23 protein-coding genes and 2 pseudogenes are annotated in these 26,328 nt (G+C 55.9%); 12 read left to right on the forward strand and 13 right to left on the reverse strand.

All coding sequences use genetic code 11. The features are described 5' to 3' along the window. The first annotated feature begins 6 nt into the window (after window positions 1-6). The 5 genes from alsS to F3J39_RS16160 all read left to right on the forward strand — a co-directional run bounded on the left by alsS (window position 7) and on the right by F3J39_RS16160 (window position 5,800). Entirely contained in the window at window positions 7-1,686 is a 1,680-nt protein-coding gene (gene alsS / locus F3J39_RS16140) for an acetolactate synthase AlsS (RefSeq protein WP_104085981.1), read from the forward strand. A gap of 22 nt (window positions 1,687-1,708) precedes the next feature. After that, on the forward strand, window positions 1,709-2,482 hold the full coding sequence (locus F3J39_RS16145) for a (S)-acetoin forming diacetyl reductase (protein WP_104085935.1): 774 nt from the start codon (window positions 1,709-1,711) through the stop codon (window positions 2,480-2,482). 507 nt (window positions 2,483-2,989) lie between these two features. Then, complete coding sequence (locus F3J39_RS16150; protein WP_104085936.1) at window positions 2,990-4,678, forward strand: DUF2235 domain-containing protein; 1,689 nt, start codon at window positions 2,990-2,992, stop codon at window positions 4,676-4,678. Window positions 4,679-4,688: 10 nt separating this feature from the next. Then, the gene (locus F3J39_RS16155) at window positions 4,689-5,366 is read left to right on the forward strand and encodes a DUF2931 family protein (protein ID WP_104085937.1); all 678 of its coding nucleotides are present in this window, start codon (window positions 4,689-4,691) and stop codon (window positions 5,364-5,366) included. Between the two features lie 149 nt (window positions 5,367-5,515). Beyond that, the gene (locus F3J39_RS16160) at window positions 5,516-5,800 is read left to right on the forward strand and encodes a hypothetical protein (protein WP_146065239.1); all 285 of its coding nucleotides are present in this window, start codon (window positions 5,516-5,518) and stop codon (window positions 5,798-5,800) included. 129 nt (window positions 5,801-5,929) lie between these two features. Here the strand turns inward: F3J39_RS16160 and F3J39_RS16165 are convergent, their stop codons facing one another. The 5 genes and pseudogenes from F3J39_RS16165 to F3J39_RS18885 form a co-directional block, all read right to left on the reverse strand. Next, the gene (locus tag F3J39_RS16165; protein WP_233207454.1) at window positions 5,930-7,714 is read right to left on the reverse strand and encodes an EAL domain-containing protein; all 1,785 of its coding nucleotides are present in this window, start codon (window positions 7,712-7,714) and stop codon (window positions 5,930-5,932) included. Then, entirely contained in the window at window positions 7,708-9,804 is a 2,097-nt protein-coding gene (locus F3J39_RS16170; protein ID WP_166714441.1) for an EAL domain-containing protein, read from the reverse strand. Before F3J39_RS16170 ends, F3J39_RS16165 begins: the two co-directional genes overlap by 7 nt. Window positions 9,805-10,127: 323 nt before the next feature. Further along, window positions 10,128-10,511 carry a lysozyme inhibitor LprI family protein gene (locus F3J39_RS16175; protein ID WP_104085939.1) on the reverse strand — a complete coding sequence of 128 codons (384 nt, stop codon included), beginning with the start codon at window positions 10,509-10,511 and terminating at the stop codon, window positions 10,128-10,130. Window positions 10,512-10,581: 70 nt separating this feature from the next. Further along, window positions 10,582-11,610 (reverse strand): tyrosine-type recombinase/integrase, encoded by a 1,029-nt coding sequence (locus F3J39_RS16180; protein WP_104085940.1) that lies wholly within the window; start codon window positions 11,608-11,610, stop codon window positions 10,582-10,584. A 451-nt stretch (window positions 11,611-12,061) separates the two neighbouring features. Next, window positions 12,062-12,173: pseudogene (locus tag F3J39_RS18885) on the reverse strand (hypothetical protein); the annotation flags it as partial. 24 nt (window positions 12,174-12,197) lie between these two features. On the opposite strand from F3J39_RS18885, the gene relB reads away from it, so the two are divergent. From relB to F3J39_RS16205, 5 genes and pseudogenes are all read left to right on the forward strand, one after another. Then, entirely contained in the window at window positions 12,198-12,437 is a 240-nt protein-coding gene (relB, locus tag F3J39_RS16185) for a type II toxin-antitoxin system antitoxin RelB (protein ID WP_065648009.1), read from the forward strand. Beyond that, window positions 12,437-12,724, forward strand: a pseudogene (gene relE / locus F3J39_RS16190) (type II toxin-antitoxin system mRNA interferase RelE). The gene relB and the pseudogene relE overlap by 1 nt, the downstream one beginning before the upstream one ends. 127 nt (window positions 12,725-12,851) lie before the next feature. Further along, window positions 12,852-13,157: a hypothetical protein gene (locus tag F3J39_RS16195; RefSeq protein WP_065648010.1), complete on the forward strand. Its 306-nt coding sequence runs from the start codon at window positions 12,852-12,854 to the stop codon at window positions 13,155-13,157. A gap of 813 nt (window positions 13,158-13,970) precedes the next feature. Then, complete coding sequence (locus tag F3J39_RS16200; protein ID WP_065648011.1) at window positions 13,971-14,333, forward strand: hypothetical protein; 363 nt, start codon at window positions 13,971-13,973, stop codon at window positions 14,331-14,333. A 10-nt stretch (window positions 14,334-14,343) separates the two neighbouring features. After that, entirely contained in the window at window positions 14,344-16,443 is a 2,100-nt protein-coding gene (locus F3J39_RS16205; RefSeq protein ID WP_065648012.1) for a pyrroloquinoline quinone-dependent dehydrogenase, read from the forward strand. Between the two features lie 57 nt (window positions 16,444-16,500). On the opposite strand, the gene F3J39_RS16210 is transcribed toward F3J39_RS16205, so the two are convergent. From F3J39_RS16210 to F3J39_RS16245, 8 genes are all read right to left on the reverse strand, one after another. After that, complete coding sequence (locus F3J39_RS16210; protein WP_104085941.1) at window positions 16,501-16,944, reverse strand: DUF4174 domain-containing protein; 444 nt, start codon at window positions 16,942-16,944, stop codon at window positions 16,501-16,503. A 93-nt stretch (window positions 16,945-17,037) separates the two neighbouring features. After that, window positions 17,038-18,591, reverse strand: coding sequence for a sensor domain-containing diguanylate cyclase (locus tag F3J39_RS16215; RefSeq protein WP_233207455.1), 1,554 nt, complete (start codon window positions 18,589-18,591; stop codon window positions 17,038-17,040). 178 nt (window positions 18,592-18,769) lie between these two features. Beyond that, window positions 18,770-19,225, reverse strand: a complete 456-nt coding sequence (locus F3J39_RS16220; protein WP_065648014.1) for a hypothetical protein — start codon at window positions 19,223-19,225, stop codon at window positions 18,770-18,772. Between the two features lie 30 nt (window positions 19,226-19,255). Then, a complete protein-coding gene (locus F3J39_RS16225; RefSeq protein ID WP_065648015.1) occupies window positions 19,256-20,188 on the reverse strand; it encodes an HpcH/HpaI aldolase/citrate lyase family protein in 933 nt (310 codons plus the stop codon). A 1-nt stretch (window position 20,189) separates the two neighbouring features. Then, the gene (locus F3J39_RS16230) at window positions 20,190-21,275 is read right to left on the reverse strand and encodes a cysteine protease StiP family protein (RefSeq protein ID WP_166714425.1); all 1,086 of its coding nucleotides are present in this window, start codon (window positions 21,273-21,275) and stop codon (window positions 20,190-20,192) included. Then, entirely contained in the window at window positions 21,262-22,053 is a 792-nt protein-coding gene (locus tag F3J39_RS16235; protein ID WP_166714426.1) for a hypothetical protein, read from the reverse strand. The genes F3J39_RS16230 and F3J39_RS16235 overlap by 14 nt, the downstream gene beginning before the upstream one ends. Further along, window positions 22,046-23,176, reverse strand: a complete 1,131-nt coding sequence (locus tag F3J39_RS16240) for a phosphoribosyltransferase domain-containing protein (RefSeq protein ID WP_150034969.1) — start codon at window positions 23,174-23,176, stop codon at window positions 22,046-22,048. The genes F3J39_RS16235 and F3J39_RS16240 overlap by 8 nt, the downstream gene beginning before the upstream one ends. Continuing rightward, window positions 23,176-24,273 carry an ATP-grasp domain-containing protein gene (locus F3J39_RS16245; protein ID WP_065648018.1) on the reverse strand — a complete coding sequence of 366 codons (1,098 nt, stop codon included), beginning with the start codon at window positions 24,271-24,273 and terminating at the stop codon, window positions 23,176-23,178. The genes F3J39_RS16240 and F3J39_RS16245 overlap by 1 nt, the downstream gene beginning before the upstream one ends. Window positions 24,274-24,580: 307 nt before the next feature. On the opposite strand from F3J39_RS16245, the gene F3J39_RS16250 reads away from it, so the two are divergent. Beyond that, a complete protein-coding gene (locus F3J39_RS16250; RefSeq protein WP_094111573.1) occupies window positions 24,581-25,159 on the forward strand; it encodes a TerD family protein in 579 nt (192 codons plus the stop codon). Beyond that, complete coding sequence (locus F3J39_RS16255; RefSeq protein WP_166714427.1) at window positions 25,159-26,319, forward strand: TerD family protein; 1,161 nt, start codon at window positions 25,159-25,161, stop codon at window positions 26,317-26,319. Before F3J39_RS16250 ends, F3J39_RS16255 begins: the two co-directional genes overlap by 1 nt. Window positions 26,320-26,328: the final 9 nt, after the last annotated feature.

The raw sequence follows: 26,328 nt of genomic DNA on the forward strand, positions 1-26,328 counted from the left end.
GTAATGATGAAAGAAGATAAAACCCAAACGAGCTGGCGCAGCGGGGCAGATCTGGTCGTCGCGCAGCTGGAAACCCAGGGCGTAAAACACGTGTTTGGCATTCCCGGTGCGAAAATCGACAAAGTCTTCGATTCGCTGGTGGATTCGCGCATTGAACTGATCCCGGTGCGTCATGAGGCAAATGCCGCTTTTATGGCTGCAGCGGTCGGGCGGCTCACCGGTAACGCAGGCGTCGCGCTGGTCACCTCCGGGCCTGGCTGTTCCAACCTGGTAACCGGTATGGCAACCGCCACCAGCGAGGGCGATCCGGTGGTGGCGATTGGCGGCGCGGTAAAACGGTCGGACAGCGCAAAACAGGTTCACCAGAGCATGGATACGGTATCGATATTTCGCCCGGTCACCCGATTTGCCGTCGAAGTCACCGACGCTTCCGCCCTGGCAGAATGCGTGTCTAACGCGTTTCGTCACGCGGAAAACGGGCGCGGCGGCGGGGCGTTCCTTAGCCTGCCGCAGGATATCGTCGATCAGCCGGTTACCGGCAGCCTGCTGCAGCATAAGGCACGCGTTACGCTTGGCGCCGCGCCAGATGCGCTGGTGGATGCAGTAAGCCGCGAAATTGCCCGCGCAAAAAATCCGGTGATCCTGCTGGGACTGATGGCGAGTCAGCCGGAGAACAGCGCGGCCATCCATGAGCTGCTGAGCAGAAGCCATATTCCGGTGACCAGTACCTATCAGGCGGCGGGCGCGGTACGGCAGGAACATTTCTCGCGCTTTGCCGGGCGAATCGGCCTGTTTAATAACCAGGCGGGCGATCGTCTGCTGCAGCAGGCTGACCTGATCATTACCATCGGCTACAGCCCGGTAGAGTATGAACCGGCGATGTGGAACTGCGGCAACGCACTCCTGGTGCATATCGATGTGCTGCCCGCCGAGACCGATAATCGCTATCTGCCCGATGCGGAGCTGGTGGGAGACATTGCACAAACCGTACGCAACATCGCGGCACGTATTGACTCGCCGCTGCAGCTCAGCGCCGCTGCAGCAGCCATTCTTGATGACCGGCAGCACCAGCGGCAGCTGCTGGCGCTGCAGGGCGCAAGCCTCGATCAGTTTGCGCTGCATCCGCTGCGTATCGTGCGTGCAATGCAGGACATCATTAACAGCGATGTCAGTCTGACGGTGGATATGGGCAGCTTTCATATCTGGATCGCCCGCTATCTCTACAGTTTCCGCGCACGGCAAATCATGATTTCTAACGGCCAGCAGACTATGGGCGTTGCGCTGCCGTGGGCGATTGGGGCCTGGCTGGTTGATCCTGCCCGTAAAGTGGTGTCGGTCTCAGGCGATGGCGGCTTCCTGCAATCCAGCATGGAGCTTGAGACGGCGGTGCGGCTCAACGCCAATATCCTGCACATCATCTGGGTGGATAACGCTTACAACATGGTGGCCATTCAGGAGGAGAAAAAATATCAGCGCGTTTCCGGGGTGAACTTTGGCCCGGTAGATTTCAAAGCCTACGCTGAAGCGTTTGGCGCTGCCGGCTTCTCCGTTAACAGCGCAGCAGAGCTGGAGCCAGTGCTGCGCCGGGCAATGGACGTGAACGGTCCGGCCGTGGTCGCCATTCCGGTCGACTACAGCGATAACCCGCTGCTGATGGGTCAGCTGCACCTCAGCCAGCTGCTTTAATAATCTCAAAAAGGAGAACACGATGAAAACCAGAGTGGCATTTGTGACCGGGGCCGGTCAGGGCATTGGCGCGGCGATTGCGCGGCGGCTGGCACAGGACGGGTTTGCCGTAGCGGTCAGCGATTACAATGCGCAAACCGCGCAGCAGGTGGCTGACCAGATCGTCAGCGCTGGCGGCAGGGCTATCGCGCTGCAGGCTGACGTGGCAAAGCGCGACCAGGTCTTTCGCGCAACAGAGGAGGCACGTCAGGCGCTTGGCGGATTTGATGTCATTGTGAATAACGCGGGGGTCGCTCCCTCCACGCCAATTGCGGAGATCACCGAAGAGGTGGTGGATAAAGTTTATAACATCAATGTGAAAGGGGTGATCTGGGGCATTCAGGCGGCGGTCCAGGCCTTTGCGGCAGAAGGGCACGGCGGCAAAATTATCAACGCCTGCTCGCAGGCGGGACACACCGGTAATCCGGAGCTGGCGGTCTACAGCTCCAGCAAATTTGCCGTGCGCGGGCTGACTCAAACCGCCGCGCGCGACCTCGCACCGGCGGGCATTACGGTAAACGCATTCTGTCCGGGAATTGTGAAAACGCCGATGTGGGAAGCTATCGATCGGCAAATTTCCGCTGCGGCAGGCCAGCCGGAGGGATATGGCACCCAGGAATTTGCAAAACGCATCACGCTGGGCCGCCTGTCAGAACCGGAAGACGTTGCCGCCTGCGTGGCGTTTCTGGCAGGCCCCGACTCCGATTATATGACCGGGCAGTCGCTGCTGATTGATGGCGGTATGGTGTTCAGTTAAGACCAAAGAGGCGTCGCGCCGTGCGGTGGAGAATTCTTGCATCAGCATGTAGTTGCGACTTTAATTCACTTCTGCTGAAACACAATATGTTACCGGAGGCGGATGAGGTCTGAAGCTTAGCGATGCGAGAATCCACGTTAAGCCATATTTTATTTCTCTGACGCCTCTTTTATGGGTGCAGCCACCGGCTACTGGTCACCCACTCTGCCAGCATGGAACTCTAAAAACCCATCATATCGATATGCCCACAGCATAGCGGTGAGAGACGTGCAATATCCTCCTTATTTACAGCTTCACTCTGTTTCTGCAGATGCCTCAGGGCAACAGCATGGCGACTTCGTGACGATTAAGTTAAGTCAGGATGCGCCAGCGCCCGCTGTTTTCTTAAATCCCGCTCAGATAATGTCGTTCTGTGGTGTCTCCAGACGTAAATTTCTATGCCACAGATATAGAACATCATGGTGTATGATGGCAGTTTGTTACCCAGGTAAACTATAAGGATATTACATGGCTGCAGATGGAAAGAACGTGTCGGCCAACACTGGCTATCACCGGTATGAAATTGCAGGGGACAATACGCACTATACCGATGTTCTGTGCAGTGAAAAAGTCATCCGATGCCGGCGTGTGCCGGTCAGAGGAATCACGCTGACGGTGGGAATATTCTTTGACGGAACGGGCAATAACCGGGCCAACGCCAACGATTTGCGACTGGCGTATGCCCACTGTGCCGGGCTCATCGGCGAGGAGCGGGCCAAAGCGTGCGCAAAGTATGAAAAGCATGCCAGAGCGAAGCTGGGCAATGCCAGCTGGCAGGGGGGAATCACTAATATTTCGCGGCTTAATGACCTTTACAAATCTGATACTGTCCTGGCTGAAGAGCAGATAGATGCGCAGATCAAAGCCTACGTCAGCGGCATCGGGACGGCAGATGGAGAGAGCGACTCGGTGCTGGGTATGGGGCTGGGCAGCAGCCTTATCTGGCTGTTTAAAGGTGTGGTGACGAAGACGGATGAAGCTCTTGAAGAAATTGCTTCCGCACTAAAAACATTTATTAGTCGTAACCGCAACAATGTGGCGATCGCAAAAGTGCAGTTTGACGTGTTCGGGTTCAGCCGCGGGGCGGCGGCGGCGCGGCACTTTGCCAACCGGGTGATGCACCAGGACGCGGCGATAGCGGCCGCGATAGACAAGGGGCTGGATCTGACCGGGCACCACGGAAAACCGGCAGGTGAGGTGCGCTTTCTGGGGCTGTTTGACACGGTAGCCGCCATCGGCAGCCTGCTGAACTTCTACGGCGTTAACGGGCGCAGCAACCCCGGGGTGAATCTCGAACTGCGCCCTTCAGTGGCGCAGAAGGTGTTTCAGATAAGCGCGATGCACGAGTGCCGGTACAACTTCAGCCTGAACAGCATCGCGGGGATGTGGCCGGAGCTGGCGCTGCCGGGGGCGCACTCGGACATTGGCGGGGGCTATAACGCGGGAGAGGATGAAATCTCCCTGCTGACGATGCCGGACTTTGAGGTGATACCGGAGAACGCGGACGAGACGCAGACGGCGGTATACCGCCGTGCGGAGAAGATGCGTCAGGCGCTGTACTCGCTGCCGTCGCTGAAGTACCTGATGCCGCACGGTGAGGTGGAGACGAAAATGATTTCGTGGCCGCTGGTTAACCGGGACAAAGCGCGGGCGTTTATTTTTGAGAAGAAAGCCGGCGCGGCGGTGTTTATGACGCGCAGGGCGGTGCCGAACGACTGGGAAAAGGTGTGCATGCGGGTGATGCTGGATGCGGCACAGGACGCCGGGGTGATGTTTGCACCGATACTCAGTAGTAACGAAGAGCTGGCGTTGCCGTCGGAACTGCTTCCCCTGTGTGATAAAGCAATCGTGCAGGGGCGGGCGGTCCGGCGGGGCGCGGAGCCGGCGGGCTTCACGGCGGAGGAGATGCGGACCATCGGGCGTTACCTGCACTGTTCGGCGAACTGGAACATCGACTCGGACCTGAGCCTGTGGGTAAGTCCGTCCTCGGGCGAGGTTTTTCTGCGAAACCACTATGCGCCGACGGACGAGCGCTCGTTCGTGTGGGCGATGGCTCCGGGCAAAGGCTGGGTGCGGACGGTGTGGCGGATGGACGACCAGCAGCAGTGGGAAGATCGGGCGCGGGTGAACGCGGACGCGCTGGACGGGCTTTTCTGAGGAGGCAGGGATGAGACGATTACCGCTGATGGTGGCCGTGCTGGCCGTGACGCTGACTGCCGGCTGCCATGACCGTCGCGCAGGCGTAGAGCAGTATGGGAAAAAACTGCCTTACGATAACTGGAATTTCAGTTTTATATACCCGAAAAACCTGCCGGCACTGGTGACCATGGTGTACCTGGAGGATGGTGATATCCGGGAGAGTATCTTCCGCCGGTTAGATCCTATGGACTCCAGTGATTTGAGCGTCGGGCGCTGGCATGATGTGATGGGGGGATATGGCGGGTATTTTAATCGGGGCAAAGCAGTGCCGGTACGAATGACGGTGTGCTGGGACTCGGTTATCGATAAAAAGGCGTACGAAACGGAGATCTGGTTTGGACAGGAGACGTGGCAGCAGATGACTACAGCATTTCCTGATCCCTACCATCCGGGTAAGCCTTACTACCGGAATAGAATGGCTGTTGGTCTGGCTCCCGGCGGTACAGTACGGGTCTGGCTGGAAGATAACGGGAACCCATCTGTACGCCAGCAACCTGCCCGGCAACTCACCCTGACGGGGAAGGACATGCTGATATGCAAAAACGTCCCCAACCGGATTGATTTTAGTTACATCGAGGCTAATGGCTACGATCCCTTTATGCGCGATTTTATCAAGGGAAAAACCTATCCGTATGGCGACTGGTAGGGTGCAAAGAGCAGCGTACTCTAAAGATTTTTTCGCGATGCTTTTAGTGGAAAGGCGGCGTGAAGCAGTGGAGTAATGGCTGTCTTGTGAACATGTCAGCGCGCCCGATGGTGATAATATGCGCCGTCTGTGAGATGCCGAGGAGGGTGGTGGCTCGTGCCAGTGACGGCTACAGGACCGGTCGGGCGAAGGTGTTCAGCGAAAAAATATTGGTTCTGAATACAGATTTCTTCCCTATGGTTGCTAATCACATCGATAACATGGTTAACCTGAGCAATACACAGCATATAGCTATTGAACCTGTTATTCATCTTATGAAAGTTGTTGTATTAAACCCACCAGATCATCCAGGAAATCTGACAGCAACTTATCCGGATAGCAGTCGTGAAGATATACCGAATATTTCCCCGACTATGACAAACAGCTGTCAATGAAACAGGCAATATTTTTACCGAAAAAAGGATCTCTCTGAGATCCTTGTTTGTTACATAGCTTTTTGTGGCCGCATTGCTAAAACCCCTTAACGCGAGTTTTCGCTTACTCTCCAATCATGCGCAGTTCGCTCAGCGGCACTGTTCACGCAGTTTCCACAGCAGCCACGCATCCAGTTCCCGATCGGCCATGGGCCTGGCATAGAAGTATCCCTGTGCCTGATCGCAGCCATACTCCGTCAGAGTATCGACGGTTTCCGCATTCTCGACCCCTTCTGCCAGTACCACATAGTCCAGCTCTTTCAGCATGCTGATAATACTGCGGGCGATGATACGCGATGCCATATCTGAAGAGAGATCGCTGATCAGAGAGCGATCGAGCTTGATGACATCCAGCGGCATACGCCGCAGATAGCTGATGTTGCTGTAGCCGGTGCCAAAATCATCCAGCGAAATGCCAAAGCCGCGTTGTTTCAGCCGCATCAGCCCGGCCATTGCCATCGGGCTTTCGATAATGCGTTCGGTTTCCAGACACTCAATACCCAGCAGAGAAGTCGGCAGGCGGTGGCGCTGCATCTGCTCCTCCAGCACGGCGGCAAACTCCTCACGCGCAAAATCGTTGAGGCTGACATTGACCGTAACGGGCAGCTGCGTACAGTGATTGCGCAGTCGCGCCATTCGCGCAATTGTCTGGTCAATGACCCACGTGGTCATCGCCTGCAGCAGCTCGGTCTGCTCCGCCAGCGGGACAAATGCCACCGGAGAGAGCTCGCCATGAACCGGATGACGCCAGCGGATCAGCGCCTCCAGACCAATCGGCGCGCCGGTTTGCAGACATATTTTTGGCTGATAAACCAGATAAAGCCCGCCTTCGCTGCGCAGCGCGGCGGCGAACTCATGCATCAGGGTATAGTCGCGGCTGTGCTGCACCTCTGCTGACGCGCTGTATGCCACGGAAGGCAGGTTACGCCCGATAGCTTCATGCAGCGCGCTGACCGCTCGGCGCAGAATTTCACTGCCGCTAAAGCAGCCAGCGGTAAAATCTGCCTGACCGGTATGGGTGGTCAGCGCGACGGAAAGCCCTTCGCCTAAATCAGCGCTTATTCCTTCCATCCGCCCGGCAATCCACTCCGCGCTCAGGCGGCTGCTGGTGCGGGTGAGCAGCGCGAACCGTCCGGTTGCGACCGTATAAAGCAGTTCGCCCAGCGACGGGCGCAGGCGCAGCGGCAGCAGCGTGGCGACATCTTTCAGCAGGCTTTCCACCGGGCCGACGCCCATTGAACGCGCCAGCTCCCAGGCGCGCGGCATATCGACACACTCAATCAGCACCAGACGCCGGGGCGTAATATCGCCAGACGTGGCAAGATGCTGCAGATCGCGGATCAGCCGCTGCCGGTTTGGCAGGCCGGTAACCGGGTCGGTGAAGCCGGCTGCGTGCCACGCCTCCAGGAAGGAGATCACCAGATTTGCCAGCAGCCGGAGCGTCTCCAGCTGCTCCGTACCGAAGGGGTGCGGCTCAACGTCGGTAACGCAGAGGGTACCAAAGACAATACCTTCACGATTTTTCAGCGGCACGCCGGCGTAGAAGCGGATCCAGGGGGAGCCGGTGACAAAGCGATGCGTGACAAAACGGGCGTCAAGCCAGGTGTCCGGGATGACCATCGGGCTGTCATCATCAACCACATAGCGGCAGAGCGACTCTTCGCGCGTGGTCTGCTTCAGCGTAAAATTGCGCGCCGCCCGGATATATTGATCGCGCTCATCCAGTACTGAAACAAAACATCCCGGGATCCCCAGCACCTGACTGGCCAGCCGGGCAAATTTACCCAGTACATCGTCACGACACTCATCCGGTTCGCGCAGCGCCTGTAAGGCACGACGGCGCAGGCTCTCATCATCAGCAGAATCGATTAGCACAGAGCCTCCGCGCTGCCGGGCAGCAGCTGCTGAAAGGCATCCGGACTCAGCGGTTCGCCCAGCGCATGCCCCTGAATCGTATCGCATTCTGCCTGGTTAACCAGCATACGCTGCGCGCTGTTTTCCACCCCTTCAGCCAGCACCCTGAGCTGCAGGCTTTTTCCCAGCGTCGCCAGCGCGCTGAACATCATGCGGATGCGGCCACTCTCTGTCAGCTGCGCTGTCAGTGACTTATCCAGCTTCAGGCCGGTGACAAATTCATGCTGCAGCAAACTGATGGCACCCAGCGCGCGGCCATAGTGATCGATAATAAAACTGGCGCCGGTTTGTCTGATAGCGTTCAGGCGCGCCGGCACTTCCTGTACCAGCGCTGTCAGCATCGACTCATCCACTTCCAGATCAACAAAACTGGCATCGCTGCCGGTGAGTTCCCGCAGTAATTTGTCCAGCCGGATATCATCCAGCTGGCGGGGAAACAGGTTAATGCTGACGCGCAGCGCCGGATGCCGCTTTTGCCACAGCATGACCTGCTGCAGCGCGCTGCGCAGCACCCATTCACCCAGCGTTATCGAGAGCGAGCTTTTCATCAGCATGCCGATAAATGCCTCAGGCAGCAGCAGGCCGCGCGTCGGATGCTGCCAGCGCAGCAGCGCTTCGCAGCCGGTAAGCGCATGGCTTGTTGCATCAAACTGTGGCTGATAATAGAGCACAAACTGGTGCTGCCGCACTGCGACCTCCAGCTCGCGCTCAAAGCGACGTCGCTGCTGCTCCGCCTCAAGAAACGCGGGGACGAACTCTACGCTGCAGCCTTTACCGGCTGCTTTCGCCTGGTAGAGTGCCAGATCGGCAGCAGACATCATCGCCGACGCATCGCGACCATGCTGCGGCCAGGAAGCGATACCCAGGCTGGCACCTACCACCACCGGCGTCTCCTGGTAGCTAAAGGGACTCTGCACCGCCTCTATCAGCTGTAGTGCGGTCTGCTGCGCGGCCTGGCTATCTCCGGGCAGCAGAATCACGAACTCATCCCCGCCAAGCCGGGCAGCCATGATTGCCTGAGCGCAGACCGTGCGGATTTGTCCGGCGACGTGGCACAGCAGCGCATCGCCCGCCGCATGCCCCAGCATATCGTTGACCTCTTTAAAGCCATCGAGGTCGACCATCAGCAGCGTGAACGGAACGTCCGCCCGCGTCAGCTGCTCCAGCTGATCCATAAATGCACTGCGGCTGGCCAGCCGCGTGAGCATATCGAGTGACGCAAGTTCACACAGCCGCGCTTCACTTTCATGACGATCGGTAACATCGCGGATGATCATGCCGACCAGGCGCTCGCGATCTTCCTGCCAGCCGGAGAACGAGACCTCTGCCGGAAACGCCTGCCCGCTGCGCCGCATGGCCCAGATTTGCACCCGGCGCGGCTGTGAGATAACTGACCGATCGGCCATCATGCGCGCCAGCTCCTGACGGTAGGCGGTCTGTGAGCGTTCTGAAACCAGATTCGCGACATATTCACCCAGCATCTCCTGCGCACTATAGCCAAACAGCCGGGTCGCGGCGGGGTTCCAGAATATGACCCCCTGCCGGATATCGGTGCAAATGATGGCATCAGAGGAGGTTGAAGAGATCGCCTCCAGCCGCTGCTGACTGCTATGCCGCAGCAGTTCCAGACGATGCACTTCCAGCTGGTCCATAACCAGCGAGGCGATAGCGGCCAGATGCCGGCGATCGGTTGCGTTCAGCGCGGCGCGCGGCTGCGTATCGATCAGGCAGACGGTGCCAATGCGGTGGCCACCCGGAGTAGTAAGTGGAATACCGGCATAGAAGCGAATATGGGGATACCCCAGCACCAGCGGGTTCTGGCTGAAACGGGCGTCCAGACAGGTGTCCGGCACGCAGAGTACATCGTCCTGTTCAAGGGTAAAATGACAAAACGCGACGCTGCGTGAGGTTTCGCAGATTGAGAGTCCGTGACGCGATTTAAAAAACTGCCGCTCACTGTCAATCAGCGAAATAAACGCCACGGGTACGCGAAAGAGCCGCGCTGCCAGCATGGTAAGGCGGTCCAGCGCGTCAGAAGGTGGCGTATTCATCAGCTGATACTGTGCCAGCGCCTCAAGGCGCGCCGCTTCGGCGTCAGGTGTGGGTTGCAATGTCAGTCCCCTGTTGTGAATGCTGTGGCCGGCTTGACACAGCAGAGTGGGGACACGTTCAGTCAGACAGATAGCCTGTCGCCGGAAGAAAGGTCCTGCATACCTGCCCGAGCGAATTAACTCAGACAGGCGTTTTTTTTGTCAGAACGCTGCCGATAGCAGCAAACAGGAGATGTATAGCGTCATATGCCTGTTGCTACATTATCGGCATGACAGACCAGAACTTCAGGCGGGATCGGTTTTCAACCGTAAGTAACTATTTCTTAGCGCGGGCAGCTGAGATCGCCCTCTTCGCAGTTAAGCAGCGACTGCAACTCTTTGGTTCGCTGCTCCGTTTTGTTCTGCAGGCATTGCGATATCAGCATAGGATGAATCGAGCCGCCGCGCGTGGAGGAGGTCATAAAATCGCAGTCGGCATCGCGATAAGCTATCCAGCGCCGCTGCGCAGTCTGAAGCAGCGTTTTCTGATCGCCGCTCATCCGCTTCAGCACCTGACGATAGCTGCTGTTCAGCGCTTTATCAGCGACACTGTACGCATCTGCCGCACACGCATTCATTTCCATCTGTGTTTCAGCCTTGTCGCAGTCTGCTGCCATTGTGCCAGCGGCAGGCAGCATTAACAGCGCACCAAGTATGAACTTTTTCATCACGTCTTCTCCATTTTATATTGTGCTGATAGTGGCTCTGCCAGTGTAGTCAGTCATCGCGCTAAAAAACTTACCGTGAAAAGTGGTTATCCATAAAATTAACCATTGCGCCATCATGTGCATCGATGTGACGAATATAGCGCATAACCGTTTCCGGCTTTTTCCACGTTCCTTCCTGCATGATCTGCGCAGTACTGTACTTTTTCGCCGCCATATCGATAGCGGCTCCTACGCGGGTACTGTGGCCACTCCAGCCGCGATAGCGATTTTTATTAGGGGCGGCGTCTTTGCCCGGCCCTGCCTGCTGCCAGGCGCGAACAAAGATATCTTCCAGCGCGCGCGTTGACAGCGGTTTTACGCTCGCGACTGCGGCGCGGTTAGTACGATGAACCGGGCCAAAAAGATAAGCATCAGGCTCATTAATCAGGCCGGAAAGTTGCAGCCACGTCGTAAGCCGCTCTGAAGAGAGATCCCCCAGTGCTTTAATCAGGCCGCCGGTCATCACAATAGTTTTAGTCCAGCCCACATCAAGGATAATGCGTCCGTCAGCCGCGCGCGTGATATCTCTGACGCGTAACCGGCCCACTTCACTGATACGCAGCAGCGTGGCGTAAGCAACGTGCAGAAAAGCGAGATCGCGCACCTGCTGAAGGCGCTCTGACGCTGACCAGAGTCTATCCAGCGTCAGCAAATCTGTTATGCGAAACGGTACCGCCTGACCCGCGCGTTCCCCCTGAATCACCGCCGTGCGGTTGATTTTTTTGATAGCGCGAAACACCTGCGGGGCGCTGTTAGGCGGCATCAGACCGGCGTTACGGTGTAACATAGAGATCAGCGCGGCGTGCGTTGCAATAGTTGAAGAGGCTCTGCCGCTGCTCTGCAGCCAGAGCAGATAATCCCGCAGGCAGGCAGGAGACATGGGTAAAAATGAGCGGCCATGCTCAGTAGCCCAGCGGCTGCAGCTACGCATCACGCTCAGCAGCTGACGCCACGTGTTGTCAGAAAAAGCATCTTTATCACTGACAAACTCTTTCAGCCGCTGCGTTATCTCTTCATCGGCGGCAGCGATAAGGCCTGCAACCGGAATTATTTCACTCATATATACTCTTTCTGCTCAGATTAACGGCAGCGCTACGCGATTTCTGCAGAGGAATTACCCCGCAAGTATTTGCAGAATCGACGTAGCGACGCCTGAATTTTGAACGATTTGGCCGGCTCGCTGAGCCCGATCGGCTGCATTCTCTGACACTTATCTTAACGTGAATAGCGCCATGAAAGTAACCTCATATAATGGGTATTATATGAATTTATAAAAACATCTCTGTTGCGCCGATATGCATATTTAATTTGTCCGGGATCATGCATCAGGAAACCCAATCAAAAAGCGTGACGGTTATACGCTATATTTATCCTGTCGATGTTAACGCTAAGCTGTAATGTTCCCTGGCGATTTTCTGGGGAATTTCTCATGATCAAAGAGACAGTTACTGTTTTTACTAAGGTTATTTTAGATATTCGAAGAGCCCTCTCTTCGCACCAGTTGAACTGACAATGTCCGCTTCTGGCACAAAGCGGATTGTGATCGGCGTTCTTACAGCTACTTTTCTGACGTCCATCGTGACTTGCCCTAAGCATGTTGTAGTGCAATAATTGTAATGACATTTGTAATTACAAGAGGTGTAAGACATGGGTAGCATAAACCTGCGTATTGACGATGAACTTAAAGCGCGTTCTTACGCCGCGCTTGAAAAAATGGGTATTACTCCCTCTGAAGCGCTTCGCCTCATGCTTGAATATATCGCTGAAAATGAACGTTTGCCGTTCAAACAGACACTCCTTAGTGATGAAGACGCTGAACTCGTGGAGATAGTGAAAGAGCGTCTTCGCAATCCTAAGCCAGTACGCGTGACGCTGGATGAGCTCTGATGGCGTATTTACTGGATTTTGACGAGCGGGCACTAAAGGAATGGCGAAAGCTGGGCTCGACGGTACGTGAACAGTTGAAAAAGAAGTTGGCTGAAGTACTTGAGTCACCCCGGATTGAAGCGAACAAGCTCCGTGGTATGCCTGACTGTTACAAGATTAAGCTCCGGTCTTCAGGCTATCGCCTTGTATACTAGGTTATAGACGAGAAAGTTGTTGTCTTCGTGATTTCTGTTGGGAAAAGAGAACGCTCGGAAGTATATAGCGAGGCGGTCAAACGCATTCTCTGAATCAAAGCATGAAATCTCTGTTTCGCACCGAAGGCGACACTTCTGTTTTGCGTTGACAATTATCCTGTCGACGTGCTTCAGGGCGTAGTGAAAAAACAATCACCGATGCGATAAGAAGGAGTCTGTTATGGCTGAACCGGCATTTAATGGCGGTGAGTTACTTGAGTCTTTTGCCAATTCCCTGATGCATTCAGGCTATTTAACCCCTGAACTGAAGGCAAAGTTAATGCAGGAACGGGTGATCTATTTGCCTGTGCCCGACAACGATCGCATGCTGTTTGAAGTCAGGATAGATAGCCGCGACAGGCTTCACGTCTGTACCGTGCCTGTGAAAGTGAAACCGGAAGCGGCGGATAAATGCAGAATCAGGGCTTTTCTGAACCGCTCCAGAGCGGATACAACTCGTCCGGCAGGCTATAAATTTCCAAAATAATGCCATACGATATGAGCATATAAAATCTCTGACAAAGATTTTTATGCTCATGCTTTACATTATAATTAATTTATAAATAATATGTTTTCATCTGCAGGCATAGCTATCACCAGCCCTGATATTTAAAATAAATATATTTAATAAGTGAAACCGCGCATATATTATGTGATATGTTATTAAAGAAAGCGTAAAGATATAAAATTGTTGTGAACTCATTACATGACAAATAATAACAAGTAACATTCAGATGAAGTTAAATTTATGTCATTGATTTTAGGTGTTTTATAGAATCAAATTATTTAAACATCGACGATCTGTCTTTTTTCTTACCCGCCACCAAATACTCCTGCAATCATTTAACGCCGCTAATTTAGAGCCTTTTCTTCGGAAATAGCACCTGTCATTGCGTGCCTGACGCTGCCCCATAAGCAACAGCATATGATATGCACGACAGCAATGCTGTTAGCCATTTAATAAAAAACAATGACTGCTATCATGCCATAATTTCAGGCCGATTATCTTTATTTACTCCTGAATCAAATCAGGGCAATTAAGGGCGCGCAGCTTGTAAGAAAAAAATTAAAATATCCTGCATGGTGTATCTTGCATTAATTAAGCTAAGCCTCAGCGCTAATTTATCTCCTGTTTACCTGAGCACTTTATTTTCCTTCATCTATACTCACTGCGTTAGATAAACCAGCTGCTGGCTCCCGATCCGGCAGCGGCGCTATCTTTTTTTGCAGGCTATTGTGCTCAGCGTTGCGCACGGCCTGTGGGTTTACATGACGTCTTTCAACAGGGGGATCTCCTGCTATGTTGCATTCTCAATCTTCACGGCTGGGCAGCATATTGCTGCTCATCGCAGCCGTTATTGGCTTTGGCGTAGCGCTCTGGGCCTGGCTCACGCCGCTGACCGGCGTAACCGGCACCATCGGTGCACTCGGTGTGGCTATTGCCAGCGTGGTACTGGCGCTGCTGACTCTGCTGTTGCGCGGCAGCACCGGCGGCGCGCGCGTTTTCTGGATCGTTGTGACGCTGGCGGTGCTGTTTGGTATCGGCTTCTCCGCTGCGCTGCTGCACCAGTACATCATTACTGCAGCCATGGTGGTCGGCCTGATTGGGCTTATCGCGCTGAGTAAACAAACAGGGCGCCATGCCCAACGCGTCAGAGTCTGAGGAGTCACCTGTGCAAAACACTAACTATTCGCCGCTGATGAAAGTCAGTATGACGGCACTTGCGCTGCTGGTGAGTTCATTTTCACTGCACGCAGAAGATAAAGCCACCGAAGCGTCGATGGGCGCGCGTCAAAAACTGGATGTGGATGCTGCCGATCAGCAGGATGCGGGAACCACAAAAACCACCGATGATGCATCCACCGGCAAGCTTGATGGACAGAAAGTGGAATCCGCTGCTAACCCGGCTACACCACTGGTGCCGGCAGGCGCAACCTGGGACAGCTTTCACGGTCAGCTGAACGCACAGAAATATAGCCCGCTGAAGCAGATCACGACGGAAAACGTCAGCAAACTGAAGAAGATCTGGGAGTTTCATACCGGTGATGTCTCAGACGGAAAAGGGGATACGCCTGCCACGGTCTGGTCCGCTACGCCAATTTTTGCCAATGAGACTATTTACGTCGGCACGCCGTTCGATCGGTTAATTGCGCTCGATCCGGGTACCGGTAAAGAGAAGTGGCATTACGATACCAAATCACCGCGTAAAGCACTGACGCAACCGGTCCTGAAAAACCGCGGCGTGTCATACTGGCAGGCTAAAAATCCGGTAGCAGGCGAAGCGTGTCAGAAGATTGTTTATATGGGCACCGTTGACGCTAAGCTCTGGGCGCTGGATGCCGACTCCGGCAAACCGTGCGAAAACTTTGCCAATAAAGGCGTGTTAGACATCGATCAGTGGAATACCGTTAACGCGAAGTATCCGCTCTCTATTCTGCAGCCGCCTACGGTTGTGGGCGATCATTTAATGATTGGCTGGGCAGGTAAAGACTGGGCATATGCAGAAGCCCCTCCAGGCACGGTCTTTACCGTAAACGCCCAGACCGGCAAGCTGGAATGGACCTTTGAAGCGATTCCGGAAAACGTTCGCGCCCGCACCGGTACCGCCAACGTCTGGACTCACATGTCAGCAGATGAGGCCAACGGTCTGGTCTATCTGCCTGTTTCATCCCCATCGCCTAACTACTGGGGCGGCAACCGCACGGAGTCTATTCCGCTGGGTACCTCAACGACCGCGCTGGATATCAAAACCGGTAAAGTTGTCTGGTCGCGCCAGTGGGTGCATCACGATGTGTGGGATTACGATATCAACTCTGCGCCGACGCTGATGGACATTACCGTAAATGGTAAGCAGATCCCGGCGCTGGTTCAGGCCACCAAGCAGGGCTTCCTGTTTGTGGTAAATCGCCTGACCGGTGAAGATGTCTGGCCAATTGAAGAGCGCCCGGTGCCGCAGGGCGATGGTTCAGTACAGGGTGAAAAACTGGCCCCTACGCAGCCTTTCCCGACCAAACCCGCTCCGCTGCTGGATCAGTCGAAAAAGCCGGCTATCTGGAAGCTGGCTGACATCGTAGGAGCAGGTCAGTGTTCCCGCCTGTGGGACAAGCTGAGCTACGATGGCATGTATTCGCCGCCTACAACCAAAGGCGAAGGTGTGCTGACCTATCCTGACAGCGCTGGCGGCGTACAGTGGGGTGGCGTGGCGTTCGATCCGCAGAAGCAGATCGCTATCGTCAACACCTCGCACATTGTGCAGTATATCAAGCTCTACAGCCGTGAAGATTATGAGAAAGCGGATAACGGCTCGGGCAATGAAAGCGGTTTTGCACCTCAGGAAGGTGCCCCGTATGGTCTGCGTCTGATGGTCGCAAACAACTGGCTGGGCATGCCGTGCTGGCAGCCGCCGTTTGGCGAAATCGTGGCGATCGATATGCATACCGGTGACGTGAAGTGGCGTCGTCCGGTCGGTGCTTCGCAGCAGTACGGCTTCTTTATGCCGGAAAGCTGGGGCTCACCGACGATTGGTGGTCCGGCAGTCACCGCAGGCGGCGTGATCTTTATCGGTGCCTCAATGGATGCCAAAGTCCGCGCCTACTCCGTGGACACAGGTGAAGAGCTGTGGGCCGATCAGGTAGAAGCACCTGCCGTTGCTAACCCGTCTGTCTATGAGTATAAAGGGCGTCAGTATGTCGCCTTTGTGGCGGGTGGTAATACGATTCTGAAAGATCAGGTCGGCGATCAGGTTGTGGTTTACGCCCTTCCGGAAGAGTGATCCTGCATATGCAGCGGTAAACAGAGCGGGGCCTGAGTGCCCCGCTTTTTTATTACGCTAATTCTGGCCTGCCTGACGCATCGGCATACGGTCAATCAGTGAGAGCAGGGCCTCCGCGCTTACCGGCCGGGTCTCGCGCAGTTTCATGCCACCATCTTTACCCACCAGCACAATTTCAAATCCGGCAGGATTAAGCTGCGCACGCAGCGCGCCGCCGTCCGCCGGGCGGACATCGCTCAGCACCACGATATCACGCTCCCTGAGCGCATCCTGCTGCTGTTGCAACAGCGCCATTTGCCGTATGAAATCCGTATCGCGGTCAGAAGGGGCGAAGATCACAAGCAGCCGCTTATGCCAGCGATAATTCTCCAGCGAATTCTGCGCTGGCTGCAGCGTCTGAAACAGCGGTTCTGGCTGGCGGGCAGCCTGCGCCGCACCGTTCAGCGCCAGGGTAAACAGCACAACGTTGAGGGTGAAGCGTAATCGCGATGCAGAAGGCATAAGCCGGCCCCTTTTTGGCAATAACAGGCTAAGTCTGGACAGAGCATTAACCACTTGCCAGAATCTGACGGTTCTTTACCTGGCTCAGCGCTGTCAGACCGGCCCGCACGCCCGATCGCGGCCGCTGCGTTTCGCCTGGTAAAGCGCCTGGTCCGCTTCGCGTCTGAGCTGTTCCGCTTCTGACGCTTCCCCGGCAGAGACCAGTGAATAGTAGCCTGCGCTCACGGTTACCACGCCTGCGGCGACCAGGCTGCTCTCATGGGCAATCCCCAGCTCTCTTACGGCCTTAACCGCCTGTCCGGCGACAATTTGCGCTTCTGAAAAGTCGGTGTTCGGCAGAATGATGGCGAACTCTTCGCCACCGTAGCGCGCCACAACGTCGCCATGATAATGCACGCAGCTCTTCAGGGCCTGCGCCACATCCTGCAGGCATTCATCGCCAGCAACGTGACCGTAAGTATCGTTATAATGCTTGAAACAGTCGACATCGATCATGATCAGCGCCACCGGATCGCCGCTTTTATATGACTTCAGCAGCACCTGGTCGAGCAGGGCGTCAAACTGTCGCCGGTTGGCCAGCCCGGTCAGACCATCCACCAGTGCCAGCGATTGCAGCGTATGGTTAATGCTGGTAAGTTCATCCCGCACAAAGGTCAGCTCAATCTGATTTCTGACGTTAGTTCCTACCTGGCGAAGCACCAGAAGCCCCATGCCGGCAATGGCAAACAGAAGCGTCAGGTTGAGCAGCAGATTAATCAGGTTACCGGTAAGCCACGCTTTGCGTATTGCGGCAAGGTCATACCCGGCGGTAACAATCAGCGGATAGCGCTCCAGACGCGCATAGCCGTAAACGCGCACGATGCCATCAAGAGAGGAGCGCCAGGTCGCGTTGCCGCTGGACGCAGATTTGAGTTCAGTTTTAAACAGCGGGCTGGCGGAGAGCATTCTGCCAATATAGGCGTCCGGGAAAGGGCGAATATAGAGGGCCGATGCGTCAGCAAGAATGAGGCCCAGCGTATCTTTATCGCCCAGCGCATAGTAGCTGTAATACTGGCGGAAATAGTCCACGCGCACCGTGGCGAGCGCCACACCGGCAAAGTTCCCCTGACTGTCGTTCAGGCGTACTGAAACCGGGATAACCAGATCGCCGGTAGAGCGGCTGCGGATAACGCGGCTGATAAGCAGATTGGTGTCATTGTGATTGCGGTGCCATAAAAAGTAGGCGCGATCGGCATTGCTGGCATTGGTCGGCACAAAGTTACCGGATGAGGCGATCCAGTGTCCGTCAGTATCATAGACAAACAGGCCATGCAGCTGCGGCAGTTTACTCTGCTGCTCTTTGAGCTGGTGCAAAAACGCCGGCGTCGCCGCGTACTCATTGCCGCGCTGACGCAACTGCCTGACCGCATCGGCTAAGGTGATCTCAACCTGCAGAAACGAATCTTCAGCATGTTTGGCCAGCGATACAGAGAGATTGCGCGCATCATCTTTCTTCTCACTCATGATCTGCTGCCAGGAGTTCCACAGCGACCAGGCGTTGATTGCCACCACAAACAGGCTAATCAATACCAGAAACAGCATCATGCTTTTTCCGAGCGAGGTTTTTAGCAGTGAAGAGCCTGAAGCGTTGAGTGAGTTTTTTCGCATAGAGTCGGTTCTGAGCAGGCGGCAGAAATCAGGCAGGCATCATACATCAGCCACAATCTGTTCAGAAGTGGTTATCAATCTGGCGGGTAACTTGCTGTTCGCTTTTTACTGTTTTCAGGCTGACTCAGGCCGGCTGAAAAACGCCGGACTGTTCAGCAAATGGCCTGACTTCCGTGCGTTAAGACTTCTTGCCTCCCTTACCCAGATTCTGTTCAACCAGCCACTCAATCACCTGACTGCGATTAAGATTATGGCGGTTAGCGTAAAGCTGAATTTTACGTAATACCGACAGGCGCAGGGAGAGAGAAACCGACTTTTTGGCCTCTTTGTCGAGTATCACTGACGCAGAGAGATTCTGTCCTGCACCCGCGCTGTCATGTAACGCAAGACTTTCACGCATCATTTTAACGATTTTAGGCGTCAGCGATCCGGCGCCGGTCATCTGATAGTTACCGGCGGATTTATTAAACCTGATCTCTGCCTGATAGCTGGTGCGGATTTCACGTAAATCGCGCACAAACGTCGGCTCAGAGCACGCCATTTGCTGCAGTAAAAGCGCCTTTTCTACGGGTTTACCCGTGCTCAGCAAGGCGACCAGCTGATACTGTCTGTACTGTTTTGCGCTCAGAGGCATAGCACACCGTTAAAAGAGTAAAGATAGCGATCACTGACGCTGGGCGTAAACCGCGCCGGTATACGCGCTGACAATACCGCAGTGTGCAGACCGCTCCAGCATAGCAGCAGCCCAGTTGCGATGCGTGGCAGGTTCGCACATTGCGCCCTGCGATTTAAATACTGCCTGTTCTGAATTCATGATGCGCAGCGCATCTTCGTAGTCGCTCTGCTCCGCCATCAGACCGCGCTGAATGATCTCCAGCTGCGCCGGATGGATAGCCGTTTTCCCGACCAGCCCGTGCGCCACATCCAGCGCCAGCTCACGCTCCAGCAGCGCCACATCTTCGATGCGTTCACACACCGGGGCCGTTAGCGCAAACCCGCGCGACGCAAAGGTCGCCACCAGCATTTTCACCACGTAACCCAGCGGCCCCTCATAGAGCGTAAGGTGGCGCGAGCGCCGCAGTCCCAGAACCGACATCAGGTCGTTGCCGCCAATGCGCAGAGCCAGGATACGCTCGCGGCACGGGTGCTGTTCCAGCAGGCTTGCCAGCTGTTGCATCGCGGTACTGTCAAAAACATCGCGCGTTTCCAGTGTCGGCATCAGCAGCAGCGACGTTGGCGCCAGCAGACGCCACCAGGAGAGTACGTTAGCCTGATTAAACTTCGGTAAAACAAACCCGTCGATACCAGACAATTCGCTATCGTGCAGCAACGCGGCAGCCATGGCTTCATCGCGCGGCCGGATAAACACCAGCGGCGGGGTGTGCGTGGGGGTTTGCTGCTGAAGCTGGCGCAGTAAAGTCTGCAGGTTATCCCGCGCCAGAGTCACATCCCGCTCGCTGACGGCGTCCTCCAGGCAGATCACCAGCGAACGCAGCTGGGGGATCTTTCCATGCAGGATCACGTCAGCCAGATCGCCGCGGGTGGCAGGCATATAGAGCGTGGCACCCAGCATCCAGGGGGAGAGTGGCAGGCTCATATCACGACACCTTCCTGATAATGGTTACGGCACGATACTGCCCCAGCGTATCGCCCATCTCTTTTACCTGAATATCTTTTTGCGCGGCCAGATGCATCAGCAGGGCGACATCCGGATCGGTTTTACTGCGGACCAGGACGTGATCGGGCACGCGGCGCAGCACCGCGCGCGTGGCTTCGGCAATGCCGGGTTTGATACGGTTGCGGTTAAGAATATGATACTGCGCCGCCAGCTGATTAATCACTGCCTGAGCAATCGCCTGCTGGTTGCGAAGGTGGGTAGCGTAAGGCACCGCTGCAGCAATCTGTGCCGTATCCAGCTGCTGCCGGAACCGGTCTACTGTGTCCACCATGCGCAGACTGCAGTCATACGCCAGCAGATGATCGCACAGCACGCAGCCGTGCAGGCCAGAGGCGCTCCACAGGGAACGTGACACCATGCCGGAAACCGGCGCGCCCATAATGCCAAACGGGATCAGCCAGTCGTCATCGGAGGCGGCAAGCCAGGCGCTGCCCGCCGGATCGGCCAGCACCGCCAGTCGCGGCAGCGGCGGGTAGCCGGGCCGGTCGCGCAGGCTCTCAATCAGCTGGCCGGTGATGGCACCCTTACCGGTCCAGCCATCCACAAATACGATGCCCTCTGTGCCGTGCTTCGCCTCAATCAGGCTCAGCGCGGTTTCATCAATGCCGCGATCGCGGATAATACTGATACCGTAGTGATGCGATACCACGCCCATATCGCGCAGTGCGCGCTGCAGCATCACGCCAGGTGGCACGCCGGCCCGTACCAGGCTAACCAGAATCACAGGTTGCCCGGCGGCCTGAGCTATCAGCCCTTTAGCCAGCGTCACAACGTCACGTGCAAGCCGGGCGCTGCCCATCTCCAGCGCGCAGTTAAATATCTCCAGATGCGCCGCAGACGGCGCCGGCTCCTGGCTCAGCATCTCGGAATAGTGCTTCTGGCCGGACTGGATCAGGCGCTCTTTCTCATCGACCGGCGTCATCTCAAGCTGAACCGGATTCAGCAAAAACTGCACGTCCGAGGGCAGGTAGGTGCCATGCAGCTGCTGTAATTCAGGGTTTTTCATGGGCGTCGGCCTTGTCAAAAATATGGCGGCGGATGGCGTCAGTAAACTGGCTGCGGGCGGGCATGCCAAACCAGTCACAGTGCTGCATAAAGCTGAAATCGCTGAGGCTATCGCCCAGCCCCATTACCGGGAACGGGCCACGCGTGTCGCGCAGCTGCTGCAACAGCCACGCCACCGCATGCCCCTTCTGAATGCAGTCAGGGATCCAGGCGATATTGTTGCCATTGGCATGGATATAAAAGCCCCGCGTATCGAGCTGCTGCTGCATCTGCGCATTGAACGCATAGAGTTCGGCAATCTGCGTGCTGTCGCGATGTTTCATCACAAAATAGATCGGGACACCATCATACTCATAGTTCATGCGGCACCAGGCATTAAGGCCAGCGCGATCCAGCGCATCGCTCAGCTGCTGGCGATAGCTAACCAGCTGTGCCCGCATGGCTGACAGCTCGCTGATAATACGATCCTGCCAGATGCGGTTAAGGCTGCCGTCAGGTGACGCGATAACCGCGCCGTGCGTCATGACTTTCCAGGATGTAAAAGGCAGCGCCACGCGCGCCGTCTCTTCCGTACCGCGCGCGGTCACCGGGATCAGCTCTGCGCTCTGCAGCAGCCAGGAGACCAGCATCGACTGCTCCTGCGACATAAAGCTGCGCGGCTGCAGCTCACGATCGTAGGCGCCCACTTCAACCGGGATCTGCAGGGTTTCGGTCAGCATTTTTCTTTTCGTCTGGAACAGCGTGTCATCCAGATCGCACAGCACAACCGGCTTATTCATAAGCGATCACCTCAATGCGGGGGGCCGTCTGCTGTAATCCTGCCAGCAGGGTGGGACAGACAGCCTCCGCGGGCGTTTCAACACAGATAATCACCCGATCAAACTGCTGATGCGCCACGTTATAGACAAAATTTGGCATGCCAAGACCGTAGTTATCGCTGAAAGCGAGTATGGAGCTAATCGCCAGACCTTCTGAGATCGGCGAGCGCGTCAGTGAACCAAAGCGCACGCAGGCACCCTGCTGCTCCAGACGCTCTGCCAGCAGAAAAGGTGGCCAGATAAATTCTCCCGATCCCAGAACCAGAATACGTTCGCCCGGCTCAGAGTGCATATCGTCTGCAAAGCGGCAGTGAGCGTCCGCCATCCCCAGCCGTCCCCAGTCCTGACGGGCGGAGAGGGCCACTGCGCCCTTCGCCGTCACGTTTACCGCAGGCATTACCGGTACCGGTGCCCCTGCGCGTGGGGTCCAGTGCCACCGGCCCGCAACCAGTGAAACCGGCTCCACCGGCAGCGGACAGTGATGACGCACGGCATCACCGCTCCAGTCGGTGAGCGTGACGGTGACCACACGCGTCACCGCCTGCAGACCCGCTTCGCGCAGCGCCTGCAGCAGATTCAGAAACGTATTGCCTGTGGTCGCTTCATCATCAATCAGTACCAGCGTACGCGCCTGCAGCGCACGGCGGCGCAGCGTAGCGTCAGCCGGAAGATAGATAAGGTGATCGGTGGCGTGACTGTGATCCTCTTTAAATTCACACAGCAAATCACCTTCTACCGGATGACGGGTGCTGGTGAGGAACACCGGCTCAGCGATCTGCTCTCTGGCCGCGCGGAATACGCCAGCGGCGAGACCCACGGCGGTTTCGGCCATACCGATAAACAGCACCGGCCCCGGAAGGTCATGCGGCAGTTTTGCTGCCAGCGTCTCATAACTGGCGCGCATGATGGCCGGACTGACCGGGATATGACGTCCCAGTATTTTGCTGACAAAAAGGAATGCCCGTTTGGGATTGCGGCGTGCGGCAATATCAAACAGCGTCTCCAGTGGCGTCTCGCTCGTCGTTTCTACACGCAGCGTGCCGCCAGGCAGCTCGCGCTGATAGATCTGTAAGGCAGCGGTCATCAGCGGCACTCCTCATCCGGGCTGGCAGACCATGTGACAGGGTCACACTGTGGCAGAGGCTGAACGGCATTGGTCGGGATGACCTGCACCGGATTAAACGCGGCACGCTGCGCAATGGCGTCCGCTGCGGAAATCAGTTCCAGCTGACGCAGTGCAAACAGGCCGGGCAGGTTAATCCCGCTGAACGCGGTATAACCGATACCGCCAGAAGGACGCAGGTTAGCCTCCAGCAGCACCGGATGGCCTTCAGCATCGTTGCGGGTCTGGACATTAATCAGGCCATCCACATGCAGCGTCTCTGCACAGGCAACTGCCAGGCGCCAGGCGGGCGTCTCCTGTTCAAAAACCTGTACTGAGCCCTCTTTGCGCCGGGCGACGGCTGCAATGACCCGGCCATTCTCCACCAGCATATCTACCGAGCGTTCCGGACCTGCAAGCCAGGGCATGACAATCTGCAGCGGCAGCGACTCACCGGCCTGCTGTGCACGACGCAGGCTCTCAATAAGCACGTCAGGATGGATCTGGCGGCTGTCCGGGTTGTTAAAAAAGCTCAGGGTATGCGCATCGCGTCGCAGCACCCAGAACCCCATGCCATAGATGCCGTGCACCGGTTTGATACAGGGTCGATGGCCCTGCGCCTCAACCTGCGCTATCGCAGCCGCTACCTCATCCGGCGTGCGCACTTCAATTGAAGGTACGGCAGGCAGACCGTGCGCGCTCATCTCCGCGCTAAAACGGGTTTTGTTATCAGCGAGCGTAAAGGTGGCGCGCTCGCGAGCGCCTGTTACCAGCCTGACACCCAGCGCTTCAATAGCCGTTCGCTGCTGCTCCAGCAACGCTCCGCGTTTGCCGGCGTGGATGGCACGTACCCGGTGCTGCTGACAGACATGCCGGATAAAAGCGAATAGGGCACCGTCATCCTCAGGTTCCAGATAAGCAACATCTGCTTCCGCCAGAATTTCCGGGCGGGAGGAGCGGTGAGAGGCAATCAGCACGAAATCATGCCGGCCCGCACGTCGCGCCTGCGCCACCAGCGCAAGAATATCTTTTTGGGAAGAAACCCCTTCCATAAACCAGATCGCATCCGGCTGACTCATCGTGTTGTATTCCTTATTTTTGCAGCGCAGGGCCTGCTGGCGCCGTCAGGTGAACGCCAGAACATTCAGGCAATCATATTATGATTGAATAAACTAATAAAGCACCTCGCTTCATTTACAGATTAATGACAGTTACCGCCTTACCAATAAAAATAGATAATTCTTTATAAAACATTACATTCACAACTGAAAGTAATCATATGATGATTGTTTTCTTGCGCAGGATAAAACTCATGTTATGATTGCTGAGCTGTTAAATTGATCGGCGTTTTTACTGCAGCAGCTAACCACTCATTAAGGAGAAGTGATGGTATCTTTAAGTAAGAATCAGACAATTTCGCTGGCGAAATCCAGCAGTGCGATTTCTCAAATTCAGTTCGGACTCGGCTGGGATCCTGCCAAAAAGAAAGGACTCTTTGGCAAACTTCTCGGCGGGGGCGATAGCATTGATCTTGATGCCAGCTGCGTGCTGCTTGACGCGCACGGTGGCGTGGTGGACACCGTCTGGTTCCGCCAGCTTCGTTCAAATGATGGTTCAATAGTCCACAGCGGCGATAACCGTACTGGCGAAGGCGACGGCGATGATGAGGTGATCAAAGCCGATCTGTCGCGTCTGCCAGCCAGCATTGAAAGCCTGGTGCTGACGGTAAACAGCTTTACCGGGCAAACCTTCAACGATGTAGCGAATGCCTTCTGTCGCGTTGTTGATCAGCAGGGCAAAGAGCTGGCGAAATTTACCCTGACCGAGCAGGGCTCGCATACGGCGGTCGTAATAGCTTCACTGCGCCGCAGCGGCGGCGAGTGGAACTTTACTGCGCACGGCAACGCTTCGCGTGCCCGCACCATTCAGGACATGATCCCCGATATTCAGGCGGTACTCTACTGATGAACCTGACGCCAGGGGGCAATGCCCCCGTACCTAATCAATCGCTGGTGGTGCGTGTCTCCTCTGGCGTACCGGTCGATATCTCAGCGTTTCGTCTCTATGACAAAGGCAAAGTGCGCGGCGATTCGGACATGGTGTTTTATGGTCAGCGCGAAAATGATGACAGTACAGTGCGTCTTTCCGCGTCCGGCAACGAAACCATGTTTACCGTTAATCTGGCAACGCTGAAAAGCGATGTGCAGAAAATAGCCTTTACCGCCACCTGTGATGCCGGCAAAACCGTTGCGTCACTGGCGCGTCTCGCCATTCAGGTCGAAGCCGGCGGAAGCGTGCTGGTGCAGTGTGATGTTGATACCACCGGACGCAGTGAGGCTGCGCTGATCCTGGGCGAGCTTTATCGTCGTAACGGCGAATGGAAGTTCCGCTTTGTCTCTCAGGGCTTTAACGGCGGCCTGCAGCCGCTGGCTGAACACTTTGGTATAGAAGTGGATGAGAGCAGCGCTGCGCCCGCACCGGCTCCGGCACCAGCACCACAGCCCGTCGTAAATCTGAGCAAAGTCAGTCTGACAAAAGAGAAGCCCTCCATCAGCCTGACGAAAAAGGATGACTATGGTCAGATCCGCGTCAACCTGAACTGGAACCAGCGCGCTGCCGGCAACAGCGGCGGCGGTTTCCTGAAGGGCATCTTTAACAATAACAAAGGTGTTGACCTTGATCTGGCTGCGTTTGTGGAGCTGAAAGATGGCTATCGCACTATCGTACAGGCGCTGGGCAACAAATTTGGCAGCTTCCGCGGCGAACCCTTCGTTGAGCTGAAGGGCGATGACCGTACCGGCGCCGTCAGCGACGGTGAGTGGATCCATATCAACGGCAGCGAATGGAAGCAGATCAAAGAAGTCCTGATCTTTACCTTTATCTATGAAGGTGTGCCGAGCTGGGAAAACACTGACGGCATGGTGACCATTCAGGTTCCGGGACAGCCGCCGGTGGAAACCGCGCTTACTGAAGGCAACAACCGGCAAAACATGTGTGCGATTGCCCGTCTGATTAACGACAACGGCGCAATCCGCGTAGAGCGTATCAACCGCTATTTCAGCGGCCATCAGGAACTCGATCAGGCGTTTGGCTGGGGCTTTAACTGGCGCGCCGGTTCCAAGTAATCAGGAGTA

The organism is Pantoea sp. Acro-807 (genome assembly GCF_011752675.1).
Classification (GTDB): Bacteria; Pseudomonadota; Gammaproteobacteria; order Enterobacterales; family Enterobacteriaceae; genus Pantoea; species Pantoea eucrina.